The organism is Lujinxingia vulgaris (genome assembly GCF_007997015.1).
Lineage (GTDB): Bacteria > Myxococcota_A > Bradymonadia > Bradymonadales > Bradymonadaceae > Lujinxingia > Lujinxingia vulgaris.
In genome coordinates this window covers 326,803-344,283 of sequence record NZ_VOSM01000004.1, presented here as the reverse complement: position 1 = coordinate 344,283, position 17,481 = coordinate 326,803, and the positions used below count along the sequence as shown (strand labels likewise).

The following is a 17,481-nucleotide window of genomic DNA, read 5'->3' as shown; positions in this document are numbered from 1 at the left end:
CGCCGCCGGTGATCAGGTTCAATAGGTGCCTGTCACCGCGTCGCCGATGCCCAGCCCCCGGGGTCTGATTATGCTTGAGCTGATCGAGAACTTCTTTCTGACCACGAGCTTTTTGCAGATCTTCATTCGCCTCTCGCAGATGTCGGCCACAGAGGTGGTGCTGCTCTTTTTGCTCTCCAAGCCGGTGTTTGTGCTGATGGCCGCCGGCTCGGTGCTCAGCGGTCGAATGAAGCGCCACGATCATTATCTGGGCAGTGATCGCTCCGAGCGCTGCCTTCCGCGCTGAGCGCAGGCTGTGATAATGCTGCCCTTTGAGGTTGGCCGGGGCGATGAGCGCGCCGGGGCAGAGCACAGGTTGCGAGGCAGATCATGGGCACAGAGCCCGACGCGTTTGAGGGGTTTGAGGTTGATGCGGGGATGTCCACCGGCAAGCGCGTCGCGCTCGGGGTGGGCGCTCTTGTGCTGGTCGCGGCCATCATCGGGGCGGTCACGCAGATGGCCGGGGTGGGCTTTCTGGGCTACCGCTCGATCCTCTACGGCTCCGGCGATCTCTATGTGCTCAACCTGAGCGATGAGGAGCGTTTTGTGCAGGTGGAGGGCCGCGAGCCTGAGCCGGTTCACGCGCAGAACGCGCAGGTGGTCGAGCTCATCGGTGGAACCTCCAGAGTCGACATCCTCAACGGCGATAAGAGCCTCTGGAAGAGCTACGATTTGACCATCGACGACTCCGCGGCGCTCTTGAACATCTCCGATGCGTCGTGCCTGGCGGTGGCGGATGTGACCGACCTGTACCGCGGCCAGGATACGGGGCTGACCTTTCAGGAGCTGCTCGACGCGTCGACCGAGTTTTATGAGCTGGGCTCGCATAATGTGATCTGGCCCCGGCGGACCTTTCCTTCGCGCATCGATCCTTCAAAGGGCCCCACGCTCTGGGTGGAGATCGCGGCCTGCCGGCTGCTTGAAGATCCCAGTTACCTCTCGGAATACCTGATGATTCGGCTGCAGCAGCGCATGGAGAAGCGAGGGCAGGCCGAGTAGTGATGCGCGGCTTTTGATGCCTGGCGTGTCACTTCTGACTTGGGTTCTGGTCGATCAGCGGTTATGCTGGCCGACCTCAAACCCACTCACGTTTTTCGACCTGTTTCGGACATCGCCGCCTGCATGAGTACATCCGAGGAGCCATCTCCGGGGAGCCCGAGTATCACCCCTTCGGGGGTGCGGCTGGGCAAGTTTCAGATCTTTGAGCAGATCGGCCAGGGGGCGATGGGTGAGGTGTACCGGGGGTACCATCCGGAGCAGGGGATGGAGGTTGCCGTTAAGGTGATCTCCGGGGAGCAGGCCGGTGAGCAGCGCTACCACCGGGCCTTCGGCCATGAGGTGCGCAGCGTGGCGGGGCTGGATCATCCGGGGATTGTGCGACTTTTTGATTACGGGGTGATTGGCGAGAGCGACGAGGCGCTGGCGCCGCGCGCGTTTCGCCCGGGCAGCCCCTACCTGGTCATGGAGTACGCGCGGGCGGGCACGCTCGCCGGGCTGATGAGCGGGGCGCAACCCTGGGCGGTGATCGAGCTTGTGGCCTACGCTGTTCTCGACGCGCTCGCGCACAGCCACGCGCGCGGGGTGGTGCACCGCGATATCAAGCCCCAGAACGTGCTTTTGGACCGGGGCGAAGCGGGGTGGCCGGGGGTGCTGCTGACCGACTTCGGGCTGGCGTACGCGCTGCAGCCTCAGGAGGGGGCGAATCAGCACAAGAAAGTGGCCGGCACGCCGCAGTATATGGCGCCGGAGCAGCTGCTGGGGCGTTGGCGCGAGTACGGCCCGGCGACCGATCTTTACGCGCTGGGGTGCGTGATCTTTGAGATGATCTGTGGCGAGGTGCCCTTCGGGGGCGAAAACGTCATGAAGATTGCACGCGCTCATCTCGACCACCCGGTGCCGGCGTTGCGGCCACGCAGTGAGGTTCCCGAGGGGGTGGAAGGGTGGCTGGCGCGGCTGCTGGCCAAAGATCCCAGGCAGCGCTGGGCGTCGGCGGCATTAGCCGCTCGGGAGCTGCGCCGGGCGGTGGGGCGGGCGCCGTCAGGAGTGAGTGTGCGTCAGTGGCAGACGCTGCTGCAGGCCAATGCTGCATCCACCGAAGATCGACTGACCACCGAGATGCGCGGGCCAGGCTCCGGGCAGATGTCGCCTTTTCATGCGCTCACCCCCCTGTTGAACTTTGAGCCGGAGCGTCCGGTGGGCGATGTGGCGCAGCGTTTTACGCCGCTGCCTGCCAGCTGGGAGCGGCCGCGACGCGCCTCCAGCCTTCGGGTGGCCGGCGCCGGGCTGGGGCTCTTCGGGTTGCGGCGATTTGCGATGGTCGGCCGCGATGAGGAGCGCGAGCTGCTCTGGTCGACGCTACGTGAGGTGCTCACTACGCGAGAGCCCGCGGCGGTGATGCTCACCGGAGCGCCCGGTGTCGGAAAAGATCATCTGGCCGACTGGCTTGTGGAGCGGGCGCAGGAGGTGGGTTCGGTACAGGCGCTGCACGTGCGTTACCGCGCCGATGGCGATGCCAGCGACGGGGTGATTGATGCGCTGATGCATCACCTCGGCCTCAACGGTCTGGGGCGCAGCGAAGTGATGGGGCGTCTGGAGGCGATCGTACGCGCTGGCGGAGGTGATGACCCTTACCTCTGGCAGGCGATGACCGAGCTTCTGATGCCCACTCAGCCGGGCGAAGAGGGGGGCGTGCGCATGAGCGGTCAGGCACAGCGCCAGCGCGCGCTGGCTGATTTTCTGATGCGACTGGCGATGGCGGGGCCGCTCATCATTCGACTCCAGGATGTGCATCGAGGCGTGGAGGCGCTTGGCTGGGTAAGTCTGCTGTTGCATCAACTTCAGGAGCCGGTGCCGATCTTCGTGATTATGAGCGCGCGCGACGATGCGATGGCGCTCAGTGAGACGCACGCCCGGGCGTTGGGTGAGCTGCGCGAGGGCGGGGCGTTTACCGAGGAGCCCGTTGATGCGCTCAGCCCGGCGGACACCCAGAGTTTTGTTGAGGAGTTGCTCTTCCTCGAGCCCGGGCTTGCCCGGGAGGTGGCCGAGCGCTGCGCGGGCAACCCGCTGGTGGCCACCACGCTGGTGGCGCGCTGGATTGAGCGGGGGCTTCTGCAGCCGACGCTCGACGGGTTCCGGCTGGAGCGGGAGGTCTTCGCCAGCGAACTTCGGGATGATGAGCTGTTGTGGCTGGCGCCGGCGTTGGCGCTCGTGGATGTGTATGGCGAGGATCAGCTTTTTGCCCTTCAGCTGGCCGCGGTGCTGGGCGCGCGTTTTGAGCTGAAGAACTGGAAGCGCGCCTGTGAGTTGGCTGAGATCGCCTGGTCGATGGACGTGGTGGAGCATCTTCTGGTGCGGCGCCATCTGGTGGAGGTCGGGGGCGACAGGCTGGCGTTTGCGCAAAACCTCTTGAAAGAGGCGTTGCTCACGCATCTGCGAGGTTCGGGAGGCTGGCAAAAAGCACACGCGCTTTGTGCACAGGTTCTGGAGCCTGCCGTTGAGCGCGGCGAGGAGGGGGCGCTGGAGCGTTCTGCGGCGATGCTCAAGGAAGGGGGGGAGCCCGAAAAGGCGGTGCGGCGCTACATGGAGGCCAGCGAGCTGCGCAGGGTTCGGGGAGAGCAGCACGTCAACGCGTACCTGCTCGACCAGGCCTGGCAGGCTATGGAACGTATGCCCGCTGAAGGCAACGAAACGATCGCTCGCCTGCGCGTGGAGCTGGCCGTTGCGCGCGCATGGGCCTACAACTCGCTCTACTACATCGCGCTTGCGTTGGAGTGGGCGGAGCGTGCGGAGGTGCTGGCGCTGGAGTTAGGCGACGCGGCGTTGGTGGCGCAGGCACGGGCCATGGCAGGAGCCTGTTCCGTCGTGGGTGGGCAGCCTGAAAAGGGGGAGAGACTTTTGCGACAGGCGTTGGCGCACTTTCGCGAGCATGGTTCGGAGGATTTTCCGCGTGCGTACATGACATGCACAACGGCGCTGGCGCGCTCGCTGGCGCGCCGCTCGGAGTGGGCGGAGGTCTCCATCTTGCTGGCGGAAGGCGCGGCCCAGGCCGCCGCTGCCGGGGATACGGTCATGGTCGCCAATGCTCGTTATGAATCGTTAATTTTGAGCTATCGTCGGGGGGATATGCCGAGCCTGACGGAAGTCGATGAGCTGATCGCGATCTGCGAGCTGTCCGACCAGAGCATGGGGCTTTCGGAGGCGTTTAACCTTCGCGCCGAGGTCTTGAGGTCGCAGGGGAATCTGGAGGGGGCTCGCGCCGCGCTGGAGCGCTCGCTTCATTATTGCAGCCGCGTCAACGTGCAAAACGGCATGGTAGCGATGATGAATCTGGGCTTGATGTTGTTTATGGAGAAGAACATCGACGAGGCGCGTTCGTACTTTGAGCGCGCGGCGGTGAGTTTTCGACGGCAGCGTCGCCCGCAGCTCTTGCTCTATGCGGTGTTGGGCTGCCTGGTGAACGCGCTCAACGAGCGTGATAAAGGGCGCGTGCAGCAGCTTGCCGAGGAGGCGCTGCGCTTGATTCGGGATACCCGTTTTTATGGGGATGGCGACGCGCGCCTGCTCGTGGAAAGCGCCATCGCACTGGCTGAAGATGCGGGAGAGGAATGGGGGCGCCGGGCGCGGCTCAAGGAGCTGCGAGAGGCAATGCCAAACCTTCTCACAGCCCCCTGAGCGCGTGGGGCTTTTGACTCGACTCAGGGAAGCGACGTTATCGGCGTGAGGTTCTTGTAATAGAGGTAGGCCTCAGTGAGCTTGCGCGAGGTGATGGTTACGACGCTTTCGACGTTGAAGGTGGCGAAGATGCCGTAGTTGTCGATGTAGTTGCAGACGTCGTCGACGTCGAACTCATCGCCTTCCAACTCGATCCAGGTGTTTCCTTCGGCGACGATGGCGTAGCCGCCAACACTCTTTATATTCATCTCGGCAAGTAGATCATTGCGAAACGTGTTTACCTCAGCATCGGTCTTCTTAGCGTAGGTTGCTTCGGCTTTAAGTCGTTTGTCGGCCATGCGTGTTACCTCGGTACTGCGGGCAGAGAGGTGCACGGAGCGAGAGTGGCTCTCTCAAACCCAATCCCAGTGTGATGTGGCGAGAGGAGCGCTGGCAAAGCGCTCCCCATACAGCAAGGCCGGCCAGTCGCGCCGGACAGCGAGTTGATCGGCGGCGAGAGCGCCGGGATCCCTCCCTGTCTGGACGTGACGTTTTGTAAGTATGGCGGGTTCGACGCGGGACTTCAAGCTCTAAGCCCAGATGTTTCGCGGCCTTAGAAGATGCGCCCGGCGGCAATTTTTTGGACGCCACGCCTGTCTATGCTCTATAACCGGGGCATGAACGGGGAGTTAGAGAGCGAACATAGCGTGGCGAAGAGCTTGAAAGACGGGCAGGGGGTGGCAAGTCGTAGGGGCGGTCCGATCGGGGTGGGGCTGCTCGTGTGCGCGCTTCTCTTCGGGGGGCTTATGCTTGGCGCGGAGGTGCTGCGCAGCCCGACGGTGCTCAAGCGCGTTGTTGCGCCTCGGGTGGCGAAGTTGGCGGAGCAGCAGGGGGTGGAACTGAGTATCAGCGCGATGGGGCCGGCCGGTTGGACGGGCGTGCGGGCCTATGAAGTTCAGGTCGCCAGGACTCAGGGGGAGCGTCGGGTGGAGGCGCAGGTCGATAAGGTCGATCTGTATCTGGACTGGTCCGAAACGCTGCGCGCCCGTTCGCCGAAGTTGGGCGAGGTACGGGTGGGGGCGTTTGAGGTGTGGGGTGGTAGGGCGCCGACCGGCGTGCGTGATGGTGAAGATGAGGCTGATGCGTCGCTTGCCAGACAGACGTCACAGGATCGCAACGCCGAGCCGAAGGCTTCGGCGGCGGGCGACGCGCGGGGAGCGGAGCGCTTTCTGGCGCCGATGCTGCAGGTGAGCTGGGAGGGGGGACCGGTAGAGCTGGAGGGCGGGTTGTGGCCGGTGGAGCTCGGTGCGGGTGCGGCGCGCCTCGACGTTGGGGCGCGCGCTTTTGCGTTTCTGGATGCCCGGGGTGAGATTGATGCGCAGCCTTTTGAGGCGGCGGTCGATGGCGAGCAGCTGGTGGTGCGCACCGAGGCGATCGACGTCGCATCGCTCCTGAAGGCTCCCGCCGGGGAGTTGGAGGTGGGGGCGGTGGCGTTGGATCTGGGGGAGGCGCTGGCGCAGGTAAAGGCCGGGAAGATGCCCGAGCGCGTGACGCTCAAGGAGATGCGTGCGCGACTTTTTGAGGGGGCCGATGTTGCGCTGGAGGCCGATGCTTCGACGTTAGAGCGTCGCGGTCCGACCCTGATCTGGCGTTCGGAGGGCGCGCGGGTTCGGGGCGCGCAGAAGATCTACGGGCTGCGTGACGTGGAGCTGAGCTACCGGGCTGACGTGCCAGGTATCGGCCTTGTGGCCGAGGTGCTCGACGATGAAGGCGGCCACCTCAATGTAGAGGCCCAGTGGCATCTTCCCAGCGCGATGGTGGGCATCAACGCCTGGTTCCACGACTTCGCCTGGGATGGCACCACGCCCTGGCCGGTGCCCGGCTCGTCGCGGGTGGAGCGGGCGTTGTTGGAGGGGACGCTCCATGGTGAGGTGGACCTGGCGCAGCGCATCGCCGACCTCAACGGGGAGCTTGTGCTGGAAGAGTTCGATGTCAGCGCGCCGTTTTTGGCCGAAGAGACGCTGAAGTTTAAGGCGGTGGAGCTTGGCCTGGGCGCGACCTTTGACGCCGGGGCACGTGCGCTGAGTGTGGGTGAGGGGCGCTTGAAGTTGGGCGCGCTCGATGAGGTGCGCTGGTCGGGGCATGTGATTGATGCCGGCAAAGGTTTCTCGTTCGGGTGGTCGCTCTCCGGCGAAGATCTGGATGCCAGCCAGGTGCTCTCGGAGCTTCCCGAGGCGATGAGCGGGGTGTTGGCCAATACGCAGATGCAGGGGCGCTTCGGGGTGGAGCTTGGCACCTCGGGACACAGCGCATTTCCGGATAGCCTGGTGCTCGATGTGAGTTTTTCGGGCGATGTGGAGGTTGAAGATTCGCTGCGCTGGGACGCGATGCGGGCCGCCGGCGTTGAGGTGCCGGAGGAGCAAGCCAGCGGCGGATTTTTTGATTCGGATGCGCATCCGGCGCGCGACATCGATCCGGAGCAGTGGGTGAGTATCGGGCGTTTGCCGGCGCATGTGCCTTCGGCGCTGCTCTCGGCCGAAGACGCCACGTTCCTGCAGCACGCCGGGCTGGACTGGGTGGGGTTGCGCATGGCGATGGTGCATAACCTGCGCGAAGGGGCGCTGGAGCGCGGCGGCAGCACGATCACGCAGCAGCTGGCAAAGAACCTCTTTTTGACCCGGGATCGCACGATCTCGCGTAAGCTCCAGGAGGCCTTTTTGACCTGGCGCATGGAGAGTGAGCTGAGCAAAGAGCAGATCCTGGAGCTCTACATCAACGTGGTGGACTGGGGCCCCGGGGTTCACGGGCTGTATGAGGCGTCGCGTTTCTATTTTGAGCGCAACCCCGATGAGCTGAACGTCTCGCAGAGCGCGATGCTCGGGGCGATCCTTCCGGCGCCGTCGCGTTTCGGGGCGTTGATCAAGGCCGGTTATCTGCCCTCGAGTCGTCAGGATAAGATGCGGCGGGTGCTTGTGAATATGCGTTTTCTGGAGCAGCTGACCTGGCCGGAGTATCACGCCGCGCTCGACGAGGTGAACCGCAGCAACCTGGGCGGGGTGCAGCTGGCGGTATGCGCCGATGATGAGACCGCTGGCGAGGACGACCGAAGTTGTGCGGAGGTGATGGCGTCGCAGGCCGGTGAGGCTGAGGATAATGAGATGTCCTTCGAAGACTGGGAGGTCAGCCAGATCCCCACCGAGACCGGGTGGATGCCGCTGACCCATTGAGAGGCCAGAAGGGCAGGTGGGTACAACGACAGCCCCGGGACGCTCCGCGTCCCGGGGCGCTTGTTTCTTGAGCCCGCAAAAACCACGCGGGCATGTTCCGATGCGCACGCGGTCAACGGTTGCGAACCTACTCCACAGGCGTGACCACCGTGAGGTTGCCGTCGGCGCTGACCACGAGGATGGCCAGGCTGCGGGCTTCATCGACGGTGGTGAGCAGGCCGCTGGCGAGCACGGTGAGGGCTTCGCCTTCGAGCAGCGAGAGCGGCAGCTCAAAGCCGGCCAGCGCGGTGGTGGTGTCGCCGGCGGGTGTGATCTGCGCGACGATGTCCTCGGGGGCGACGCTCAGGTAGCCGTCGAAGTCTCCGTAGGTCAGGGTCTCACTCAGGATCTGCGCTGATTCGCCGGCGTCGGTGACAACTGCGACGGTGGGGGCGTCTGGGACGCCGTGAAAGAAGAGAAGATCGACGGTGTCGGGGCTGCGGGCCTCTTCCAGAGCCTCGGAGTGGAGGAAGACGCGCAGCGCGATGTCTTCGCCGTCGGGGTTGGCGGTGAAGGCGCCCGGGTCGATGACGCCGCCGATCACTGCGACCGCGCTCTGTCCGTTGCCCAGGTTGATCGTGCTGGTGAGAACTTCGGTGTTGGCGTCGCCCTCGGCGGTGGCCAGAAGTTCGAGGTCTTCGCCGGCGACGATGGTGCGGAAGGAGGTTGCCTCGCGGAAGGCCACCGCCGGGTAGGTGAGCTCGTTGTCGAGGTAGAGATCGACGGAGGCAGCGTCGGGGTCCGGGGCGTTGTGGATCAGCTGCAGGCGGGCGGCCTCATCGAGCGCCACGCCTTCGCTGCGATCGCCACCGTAGCGCGAGGGAAAAAGGGTGAGTTCGAAGGCGGCGTCGGGGTTCTGGGCGCTGTCGCCAAAGCCCGTGGCCACGACTACGAAGGCCTCCCCGCCGGTCATCTGCGGGGTTTGAAAGGAGCCCAGGCGCTGGCCGTCGGAGGCTCGCAGAAGATCGAAGGCCAGCACGCCCGGCGCGACGGAGAGGTAGTTTTCGGCAAACTCGCCATAGGCGAGCTGCGAGAGGATCTCGGTTCCGTCTGGGAGCGCCAGGGCCACCGCGGGCTGATCGCTGGAGGCGTGGAAGATGGCGAGCTGGTCGAAGTTCGTGTCGTTGGAGCGCTCCCGGGCGTCGGCGAAGGTGTAGAGGCTTAAGGTCGTGTCGCCCCCATCGGGGTTGGGGCTGAACGCTTCAGAGTCGAGCACCCCGGCCACCACGATGATCGTGCGTTCGTCGGGTGTGAGGGAGACGTCGCTGAAGGTTGTCAGCGCGTCATCGACGCTTGTGGAGTCGGCCGGAGCGATGGCGACCTGCAGATCGTCACCGGCGTCGACATCGACGAAGGGGGTGGTGGTGCGAAACTCAAAATCGTCGAGGAGCAGTGTGTCGTTGAGGTAGACGTCGACTGAGGCGGCGTCGGGGTCGGCGGCGGCGTGAATCACCTGGATGCGCGCCTGACCCGCGGGGATTGGGACCTCGTCGTCGCCCACATCACCGGCATCGTCGGCATCATCATCGGCGTCATCGCTAGCGTCGGCGTCGTCATCGTCGCCGTCCGGGGGGTCGACGTCGTCGGCGTCATCTGTGTCGCCGACGTCGCCCGCGTCGCCCACATCACCGGCGTCGAGGTTGGAGTTGTCATCGGGATCATCGTCATCGCAGGTGCAGGCGCCGCCGAAGATGAGGAGGGCGCAGAAGATCGGGGTGAGCAGACGGTGCAGCGGCAGGCTGTGAGACGTGTGCGAGAGGCTGGCGAGGCGACGCGGCATGGAGGCTCCTGAACGTGAGGTGTGACAGGACAGAAGATGAGGCTTGTCGGCGGAGCTTTAAAAAAGCTCCGGCGCGACCACCACAGACTTCGTGCGCGCCCCCATCGATGGCGAAAAACAGAACGGAAACGCGAGGAGCGAAGGGCCGGGAAGGGCGCTTTGCGCGAGGCGTTCCGGTGTTTGAGAGAGGGGATGGTAGACACCCTCAATCCCCCGGCAAGCGCTCGATGCGAGGTGTCGGTGCGTACCTTTTAAGAGGAAACCGATCCTCTGGAGCAACGCTGGTGAGCCGGGAGGTACGCGATGGTACGTCGAGGACGAACGCCTCAGACCCAGCGCTGGATACGCTGGGGCGCGGCCGCAGTGCTGGCGTTTTTGCTGGTGTGGGTGACGATGACCTGGGGCGATCGCGAGGAGCTTCCCCACGGCTCCGGGCCACAGCCCATGCCGGGTGAAGAGGCGCCGCCGGCGGCCGAAGAGGCGCCCGCCGCCACAGATCCCGACTCGGCGCGCGAGTCTCCGCGCGAGCGCGGGGAGTCGACCATGGAGCCGGCCGCCGGCGAGCAAGAACCCACCGATAGTGGAGAGCCCAGCGCGGTGCTTTCGACCGGGCCCGATCCGGAGCGCATCGCGCAGCTCACCCGGGCCGTCGAAAACGCCGACATCGAAGCCCAGGTCGACAACCAGGAACCCGCTCGCCTCAACGATAACGGTGAAGACGTTGCGGAGGGTGAAGATGGCGATGAGGCGGATTCTACGGGGACTTCTGACGACCCGGGGTCAGCGGAGTCGGAGGGCGAAACGCGCGGGGATGAGGCGCGCAGGGAGGCGCTTCAAGAGCTGATCGACGAGGAGGAGATCGACGATCTGGAGACGCTCGAAGAGCTCGCCGGCGAGCGCGGTATTGCGCTGGAGGATGAGGCGTTGGCCGAGGAAGAGGCGTTGACTGAGGAAGAGGCGCTTCTGGAAGAGGATGCGCTGGCCGCTGAGCTTGAGGAGGAGCTGGAGGCCGAAGTCGACGAGCTTCTTTACGGGGATGAGGCGGGTGTGGATCCGGTGGAAGGTGAGGTGATGAACGATGCGGCGGGCGCGCCGATGCCCGGCGCGGAGGCGGCTGCCGATGGTATGGACGTGACCGGCGAGGGCGCGACCGAGGAGGACATGGCCGGAGACTGGCAGGGAGGTGTGGCGGGGATGACGCCGGCCGGCGCCCTGGCGCAGCTCGGGGGGGCAACGCCGGAGCAGGTCGCCGTCGATGCGGCGGGGTATGCCTGGGCCTCGACCTCCGCGCTGGTTCTGGCACTTGAGGCGCTCCGCCTGGCCCTGGCCGATCAGGGGGCGCCGGCCCAGGTGGTGACCCGGCGCGAGGATGCCGATGACGATGATGATGACGACGATGACGATCGCTCCGGTGCCGGGGAGGATGACAGCGAGGACGCCGGTGATGATGACGACGAGGATGGTAGCGACGGCGATGACGACGCGGACAGTGACGATGACGATGCACTTACCGGCGGCGAGGAGCGCCCCAACGATATCACGCCGGTGGAGGAGGCCACGCTTATCTGGGCGGCCTGGAGTCGGGGCGTGACGGAGCTTCGGCGGACCCAGGAGCGCTATTATCCGGGCCTGGCCTGGATGCTTGTAGAGGTCGAGGAGGCCTTTGAGGCGCTTAGCCCGGGTCTGCCGCTCGCCGAGCAGTCGGAGGCCCTGGTGGAGCTTGTGGAGCGTGCAGGGGCCTTGTTGGAGGCGATTGAGACCGCCGAGGCGCTCGGAGGGGCGCCTTCGCCGATTTGAGTCGGAGTGGAGGCGTTACGCGTCGGTGGGGCGGCCGCGCAGGATGCGTCGGCCCACCTGCACCAGCACGCTGCGGCGCGCGCCGAGCACCGATTCCAGCAAGAGCGCCATCGTCACAAAGAAGAGCAGGCCGCTCCAGAGGTTAACGCGGCGCTGCTGACCCGGGGCGCTCTCGGCGATGGGGCGGCCCTCTTCGTCGGTCTGCCAGCCTTCGATTACGCCGGGGGCCAGGGGGGTGAGGCGCGAGGCGCGGCGATCGAGGTTGGCGGCGAAGCTCAGGCCGGTGATCAGCCCGGCTTCGGACTCCTCGTCGGCGAAAAAGAGGTGCGGGCCGGGCGTCTCGACGCTCAGGGCAATGATGCCATCGACCGGCTCGACGACCTGGCGGCTGGCGTCGGGCCCGGAGATGATCGCGCGTTCGTTGACCAGATCGCCGACCTCGATCTCGACGTCGGTGCCGACGACGCGTTGCGTGTCGCCGGCGGAGCCGGCGCGGCGCGCAAGGTGGGTGAGCGCGCGGCGCATCATCGGGAGGTAAGCGGTGCGAACCGGGAAGTCGGTCCAGTCGCGGTCCAGGGTGGTGGTCCAGAGGAGCACGCGCCCCTGGCCGACCTGGCGCTCGAGCAGGGCGGGGGCGTCGTCCTGGTAGGAGAGCGCCAGGGTGGTCTGGCGGTCGCCCGGGGCCGGGTCGAGGAGCATGTAACTGAAGACCTGCACCGACTGCATGGTGGAGCCGCCGGGGAGGCTGAAGACGCGAAAGATCGGGTGCTGGCGACGGGTGGGGCCAAGGCGCGTGATCTTGACCGGGGCATCCGGGTCGTCGCGCTCCGCCAGCCTTTTAAGCCCGCGAAGCGGGCGCGGGAGAAGTTCGGCGAGCTGGTTGTTGTAGGCCTCAGGGTCGACCTGATCGCCCATGGCGATGAGCAGGCCGCCGCCCTGCTCCACGAAGGCTTTGAGGCGCGTGGCCTGGTCGGCGGAAAGGCGACTGACGTTGGCGAGCACGACCACATCGAAGGTGTTGAGGTCGTTGCGCTCCAGGCGATCGGGGGCGCCGGTGGTCGGTGCGATGGCGGTCTCGGAGGCCACTCCGGGGCGCAGCGCGCGGGTCAAAAAGAAGAGCTCGTCGTCGTAGGGGATGTTGCTGGGGCTGCCGTTGATGAGCAGCGCGCGCACATGCTCGCGGGGGCGAATAAAGAAGTGCCAGATGTTGTCGCCTTCGAGCGGGTCGGCATCGACGAGCTGAATCTGGGCGGCGGTGAGGGTGGGGTCGGCCAGGCGGTGTACAAACTCCACGCGGCTCTCCTGCCCGGCGGCCACCGAGACCTGCTGGCCGCCCACCACCGATTCGCCGACTTTGAGCTGGGCCTGGACGGCGTCGACGTCGTCGTCGCCGAGGTTGGCGATGGTGGCGGTGATGGTCCAGGCGCTCTCGCGGGAGCTGCCCTGCTGCTGGTAGCTGACGTCGGTGATGGCCAGGTTGGGGGTGGGGCGCTCGGGGGCCTCGCGCACCGAGATGACTTCTAAGGGGTGGGCGATCTCCAGATCTTCGGGGGAGGTCTCGAAGCTGCCTTCGGTCAGCGCGCCGACGACGATCAGCCGCCGGTTGGGGAGCTGCGATGCGGCCAGCAGGGTGGAGGCGCGTGTGATCGCGTCGCCGAGGTCGCCGGGGGAGGTCGACGCCTGAAGTTCGCGAAGCTGGCGGGCGACCTCGCTGTGATCTTCGGTGAGGCGCTCGGCCTCGGTGGGGCCGCTGGAGCGCAGCAGTGCCACCTGATCCCAGGGGCGAAGATCGTCGACGAGGTCGTTGGCTTGTGCGGTGGCCTCGTCCATCCAGTCGCCGTGGTCCATGGCCAGGCCGTCTTCGACGACGAGGGCCACGGCGGTGGGCATGCGCTCCTCGGCGGTGAGCCCGGACTGGCTGAGCACAAAGGGCTTGGCCAGGGCAATCGCCAGCGCGGCGATCGCGAGCACGCGCAGGGCGAGCAGCACGCGCTGGCGGACTTTGACGCTGCGGGCGGTGCGCTCGTTGGATTCTTGCAGAAGACGCAGCGCCGGGAAGGGGCGCGTGACGGCTTTGCGGCGGTTGAAGAGGTGGATCAGGATCGGCAGCGCCGCGGCCAGCAGGCCGGCCAGAAAGAGGGGCTGTACGAAGTTCATCAGCGCCTCCTCAGAAAGTCCTGACACACAAGCTCAACAGGGCGTGTGGTGTCGTAGCTTAAGTACGAGATGTTGGCGCCGGCACACACCGACGCGATGCGGGCGTTATGGGCGCGCATCGCCTCGATGTAGCGGTCGCGCAGGTCGTCGGGATCGGCCAGAAGTTCGCCGTCATCCTCCATGCCCTCAAAGAGGCTTAAGCCCTCAAAGGGCAGCGTGAGCTCGGCGGGGTCGAGGCCCTGGAAGATCACCACGTCGAATTTGCGGCTCTTGAGCACGCGCAAGAGATCTTCGGTGTGTTCGGTGGCGTCGAGCATGTCGCTGAAGATCAGGATGAGGCTTCTGCGGCGGGCGCGCTCGGCGATCTGGCGCAGGCTGTCGTCGAGGGCGGTGGGGCCTTGCGCGGGCAGGTTGTCGAGCAGGTAGAAGATGTCGTCGAGGTGTTTGGTGCGGGCGGCGGCGGGCAAAAAGGCGCCGGGGGTCTCTGCAAATCCCAGCGCGCCGACGGCGTCGCCCTGGCGGATCAGCAGGTAAGCCAGAGTGGCGGCGACGTAGCGGGCGTGATCGAGCTTGGTGAGCGGCCCAAGTTCGCTCTTAAAGGCCATGGAGCCCGAGCCGTCGAGGAGCAGGAAGGTCTGGAGGTTGGTCTCGTCTTCGTATTGCTTGACGTAGTACTTGTCGCTCTTTCCAAAAACTTTCCAGTCGACGCGGCGCAGTTCCTGGCCGGCGGAGTATTCGGTGTATTCGGAAAACTCCACCGAGCCGCCGCGCTGTGGCGAGCGGTGCAACCCGGCGATGACGCCCTGGGCGAGCTGTCGGGCGCGCACGTGCATGTCGCCGAGTTGATCGAGGACAGCCGGGTCGAGGTAGGTCTGGCGCAGCGCTTCGGCCATAGAGAAGTTGCCGGGGCAGAGAGAGTGAGGCGTCGTCCGGGGCTTAGCCGGCGATGAGGCGCTCGATGATGGCCTGCGGGTCGAGTCCCTGGGCCTCGGCCTGGAAGTTGGTCAGCAGGCGGTGGCGCAGGATCGAGGGGGCCAGGTAGTCGATGTCTTCGGTGGAGACGGTCAGCCGTCCATCGAGGAGGGCGCGGGCTTTGCCGGCCAGGATGATGGCCTGTCCGGCGCGGGGGCCGGCGCCGAAGCTCACAAAGCGTTTGACGACGTCGGGTGCGCTCGGGTCGGCCGGGCGCGTCTTGCGGATGAGGTTGACCGCGTGGGCGACGACCTCATCGGAGACGGGCACTTTGAGCACCAGCTCCTGCAGGCGAAGGATGGTGGCCGCATCCAGGATCTTTTCGATCTCGGGGCGGTGGCTGGTGGTGGTGTTTTTGACGATGGCCAGCTCGTCTTCCAGGTCCGGGTAGTCGACCTGAAGATGGAACATAAAGCGGTCGAGCTGGGCCTCGGGCAAGGGGTAGGTGCCCTCTTGCTCGATGGGGTTCTGGGTGGCGAAGACCAGGAAGGGAAGAGCGAGCTCGTAGGTCGTTCCGCCGGCCGAGACGCGGTACTCGGCCATCGACTGCAGGAGCGCGGCCTGGGTCTTGGGCGGGGTACGGTTGATCTCGTCCGCGAGCAAGAGGTTGGTAAAGACCGGGCCCTCAATGAACTTGAAGTGGCGTTTTCCGGTGGTGGGATCTTCTTCCAGGATGTCGGTGCCGGTGATGTCGGCGGGCATCAGGTCGGGGGTGAACTGGATGCGGTTGAAGTTCAGATCGAGCACCTGGGAGAGGGTGGCGATGAGGTAGGTCTTGGCCAGTCCGGGGACGCCCATAAGCAGGCAGTGGCCGCGGGCGAAGATGGCGATGAGCAGGTGCTCAATGAGCTCGTCCTGACCGAAGATGCGCTTTCGCACCTGGGCGACGATGGCGTCGCGGGCCCGGGCTAACTCTTCGACGGCGGCGAGCTCGTCATCGAGGGGGTTGTGGAGGGCGTCGGTGTTCAGATCGGTGGCCATGAGTGCTCGTCACAGAGGGCAAACGTTGGGTCACAGGGCGTGGGGCAGCCGGCCCCGGGGGCGCAGAGCGCCTAGAGTGGCTTACAACGCGCGTGCAGCGTGCATTCCTTCCCGAGACGTCATAGCGCATCGCCCGGGCGGCGCGCCAGCCTTGAGCCGCGGGTTGGCCGGGGAGCACCGGCGATGCACCTCACGCGCGGCGAAGTGGCGTGAGGGGAGGGTAAGTCCCACCTGGCGACTGGCGAGCGGGGAGGGCGTGCGTGAGCGGCGTTTGGCGATGCTTAGAGAAGATCGCGTGTTTTGCTCACGTCGAGCTGGGCGGTGCGGGTGAAGATCTCGAGTGCCTGCTGCATCATGCCGGCGAGCCTGCGCATGCGCTCGATGCGTTCGAGGGTCTCCGGGTCCATGTCTTCGTGTTCGGAGGCCAGGCGACCGGCGTCTTTGAGATCGGTGGCGACCCGCGAGATGAGCTGGCCTTCGCGTTGTTCGAGCACCTGGCCGATCATCTGCATAAACTCCACCTCGGCCACAAAATGCCAGGCGGAGCTTGTGGCGTGGCGCACGCGGCTGACCACGTTCCAGACCTCCAGATCGCGGGTGATCATGGAGACGGCGCCTTTGGAGAGGTCGAGGGCCTCCTGAATCTCGGAGGAGCTCATGGGCTGGCGGCGCAGGTAGAGGAGCGCCCAGACTCGGCCGTGGTTGCGCTTAAAGCCCCAGAACTCGATGACGTCGCCGACGGCGTCGGTCACCAGCGCTTCCCACAGGGGCAGGGTGGTGGTGGGGTCGTTATCGGTGGTGCGGTAGTTGTAGCCCTTCATTGGCTCTCCAGACTCCAGCGCGCCTGGGCGCGGAGCTGGGCGGCCCACTCGGCGATATGTTCGCCGCCGGGGCCGTGGGCAAAGGGACCTAAGGCGTCCATGGCGCGGTCGAGGTGATCCTCGACGGTGGCCAGGGTCTTGTCTGCGCAGCCCAGCTCAACGATCCAGGCGCCGAATCGTTGCACGTCGTCCTCTGATAAGTCATCGCGTTGCCAGAGTTCGTCAAGGGCGCGGCGGAAATCTTCGTTGGAGGAGCGGGCAAGGGCGATGGGGAAGGAGGGATTTTTGTTGCGCAGATCGGCCAGGCGATCTTTGCCGATGTCGATGGGGTGGCCGACCACGTCGATGAGATCGTCGGTGATCTGGAAGGCCAGACCCAGGTGGTGTCCGCACTGGCCGAGGCGCTCGATGAGCTCGGTGCGGCCGGCGACGCGGGCCGAGGCGGTGCCGCAGAAGGCCAGAAGCGCGCCGGTCTTGCCGTGGGCGATGGCCTCCCACTCCGGGAGAGTCCAGGTGGAGTCCTGGCGAGCGTCGACCTCGCGCATGGCCGCGCGGGTCATCTCGGCCACGAGCGTCACCGCCTCAAAGGTGACCTCGCGGGGGTAGTCTTCGAGCTGCTCCAGCGCGATGCAGAGCATGAGGTCGCCGCCGAGCACGGCCACGGAGTTGTTCCAGCGGGCGTTGGCGGTGGGTTTGCCGCGGCGGGTGGTGCCCTCGTCGACGACATCGTCGTGCAGGAGGCTGGCGGTGTGGATGAGTTCGGCGGTGATCGCCAGGCGGATGCGGGCATCTTCGGGAAGATCAAGCGCGGCGCCGAAATGATCGACGAGCAGCGGGCGCATGCGTTTGCCGCCGGCAAAGGAGACGTGGCGGCAGGCCTCCAGCAGCACCTCGGGTTGTTTGCCTGCATGGCGAGGATCTTCGAAGGCCAGATGGAGCTGGCGCTCAAAGCGCGAGAGGAAGTCGCTGGCGAGGGGCTTTGCGGCGGTCTGAGACATGGTGTTCACTTCGCGTTGCG

The 17,481-nt window shown here is 65.9% G+C and carries 12 protein-coding genes; 5 read left to right on the top strand and 7 right to left on the bottom strand.

From position 1 onward, the window contains the following. The first annotated feature begins 70 nt into the window (after positions 1–70). From FRC98_RS10650 to FRC98_RS10640, 3 genes are all read left to right on the top strand, one after another. Positions 71–286, top strand: a complete 216-nt coding sequence (locus FRC98_RS10650; protein ID WP_146981395.1) for a hypothetical protein — start codon at positions 71–73, stop codon at positions 284–286. A gap of 83 nt (positions 287–369) precedes the next feature. After that, positions 370–1,038 (top strand): hypothetical protein, encoded by a 669-nt coding sequence (locus FRC98_RS10645; RefSeq protein WP_146981394.1) that lies wholly within the window; start codon positions 370–372, stop codon positions 1,036–1,038. A gap of 123 nt (positions 1,039–1,161) precedes the next feature. Beyond that, complete coding sequence (locus FRC98_RS10640) at positions 1,162–4,710, top strand: serine/threonine-protein kinase (protein ID WP_230467502.1); 3,549 nt, start codon at positions 1,162–1,164, stop codon at positions 4,708–4,710. A gap of 23 nt (positions 4,711–4,733) precedes the next feature. Here the strand turns inward: FRC98_RS10640 and FRC98_RS10635 are convergent, their stop codons facing one another. Continuing rightward, on the bottom strand, positions 4,734–5,048 hold the full coding sequence (locus tag FRC98_RS10635) for a hypothetical protein (protein WP_146981392.1): 315 nt from the start codon (positions 5,046–5,048) through the stop codon (positions 4,734–4,736). A 348-nt stretch (positions 5,049–5,396) separates the two neighbouring features. Between FRC98_RS10635 and FRC98_RS10630 the strand changes: the two genes are divergently transcribed. After that, entirely contained in the window at positions 5,397–7,916 is a 2,520-nt protein-coding gene (locus FRC98_RS10630; RefSeq protein ID WP_146981391.1) for a biosynthetic peptidoglycan transglycosylase, read from the top strand. 127 nt (positions 7,917–8,043) lie between these two features. Here FRC98_RS10630 and FRC98_RS10625 read toward each other — a convergent pair whose 3' ends face one another. Then, positions 8,044–9,735, bottom strand: coding sequence for a DUF4397 domain-containing protein (locus tag FRC98_RS10625; RefSeq protein WP_146981390.1), 1,692 nt, complete (start codon positions 9,733–9,735; stop codon positions 8,044–8,046). 303 nt (positions 9,736–10,038) lie between these two features. Between FRC98_RS10625 and FRC98_RS10620 the strand changes: the two genes are divergently transcribed. After that, positions 10,039–11,532 (top strand): hypothetical protein, encoded by a 1,494-nt coding sequence (locus tag FRC98_RS10620; RefSeq protein WP_146981389.1) that lies wholly within the window; start codon positions 10,039–10,041, stop codon positions 11,530–11,532. Positions 11,533–11,547: 15 nt separating this feature from the next. Here the strand turns inward: FRC98_RS10620 and FRC98_RS10615 are convergent, their stop codons facing one another. From FRC98_RS10615 to FRC98_RS10595, 5 genes are all read right to left on the bottom strand, one after another. Beyond that, on the bottom strand, positions 11,548–13,716 hold the full coding sequence (locus tag FRC98_RS10615; RefSeq protein ID WP_146981388.1) for a BatA domain-containing protein: 2,169 nt from the start codon (positions 13,714–13,716) through the stop codon (positions 11,548–11,550). Further along, the gene (locus tag FRC98_RS10610; protein WP_146981387.1) at positions 13,689–14,582 is read right to left on the bottom strand and encodes a DUF58 domain-containing protein; all 894 of its coding nucleotides are present in this window, start codon (positions 14,580–14,582) and stop codon (positions 13,689–13,691) included. Before FRC98_RS10610 ends, FRC98_RS10615 begins: the two co-directional genes overlap by 28 nt. A 43-nt stretch (positions 14,583–14,625) precedes the next feature. After that, positions 14,626–15,642: an AAA family ATPase gene (locus tag FRC98_RS10605; protein ID WP_146981386.1), complete on the bottom strand. Its 1,017-nt coding sequence runs from the start codon at positions 15,640–15,642 to the stop codon at positions 14,626–14,628. A 281-nt stretch (positions 15,643–15,923) separates the two neighbouring features. After that, positions 15,924–16,463 carry a GbsR/MarR family transcriptional regulator gene (locus tag FRC98_RS10600; protein ID WP_146981385.1) on the bottom strand — a complete coding sequence of 180 codons (540 nt, stop codon included), beginning with the start codon at positions 16,461–16,463 and terminating at the stop codon, positions 15,924–15,926. Beyond that, positions 16,460–17,461: a polyprenyl synthetase family protein gene (locus FRC98_RS10595; protein ID WP_146981384.1), complete on the bottom strand. Its 1,002-nt coding sequence runs from the start codon at positions 17,459–17,461 to the stop codon at positions 16,460–16,462. Before FRC98_RS10595 ends, FRC98_RS10600 begins: the two co-directional genes overlap by 4 nt. Positions 17,462–17,481: the final 20 nt, after the last annotated feature.

Excerpts from the sequence above, each read along its gene's own strand:
- FRC98_RS10625 (WP_146981390.1), bottom strand. The coding sequence starts at position 9,735 with ATGCCGCGTCGCCTCGCCAGCCTCTCGCACACGTCTCACAGCCTGCCG.
- FRC98_RS10650 (WP_146981395.1), top strand. The coding sequence starts at position 71 with ATGCTTGAGCTGATCGAGAACTTCTTTCTGACCACGAGCTTTTTGCAG.
- FRC98_RS10635 (WP_146981392.1), bottom strand. The coding sequence starts at position 5,048 with ATGGCCGACAAACGACTTAAAGCCGAAGCAACCTACGCTAAGAAGACC.
- FRC98_RS10645 (WP_146981394.1), top strand. The coding sequence starts at position 370 with ATGGGCACAGAGCCCGACGCGTTTGAGGGGTTTGAGGTTGATGCGGGG.
- FRC98_RS10640 (WP_230467502.1), top strand. The coding sequence starts at position 1,162 with ATGAGTACATCCGAGGAGCCATCTCCGGGGAGCCCGAGTATCACCCCT.
- FRC98_RS10600 (WP_146981385.1), bottom strand. The coding sequence starts at position 16,463 with ATGAAGGGCTACAACTACCGCACCACCGATAACGACCCCACCACCACC.
- FRC98_RS10605 (WP_146981386.1), bottom strand. The coding sequence starts at position 15,642 with ATGGCCACCGATCTGAACACCGACGCCCTCCACAACCCCCTCGATGAC.
- FRC98_RS10610 (WP_146981387.1), bottom strand. The coding sequence starts at position 14,582 with ATGGCCGAAGCGCTGCGCCAGACCTACCTCGACCCGGCTGTCCTCGAT.
- FRC98_RS10595 (WP_146981384.1), bottom strand. The coding sequence starts at position 17,461 with ATGTCTCAGACCGCCGCAAAGCCCCTCGCCAGCGACTTCCTCTCGCGC.
- FRC98_RS10620 (WP_146981389.1), top strand. The coding sequence starts at position 10,039 with ATGGTACGTCGAGGACGAACGCCTCAGACCCAGCGCTGGATACGCTGG.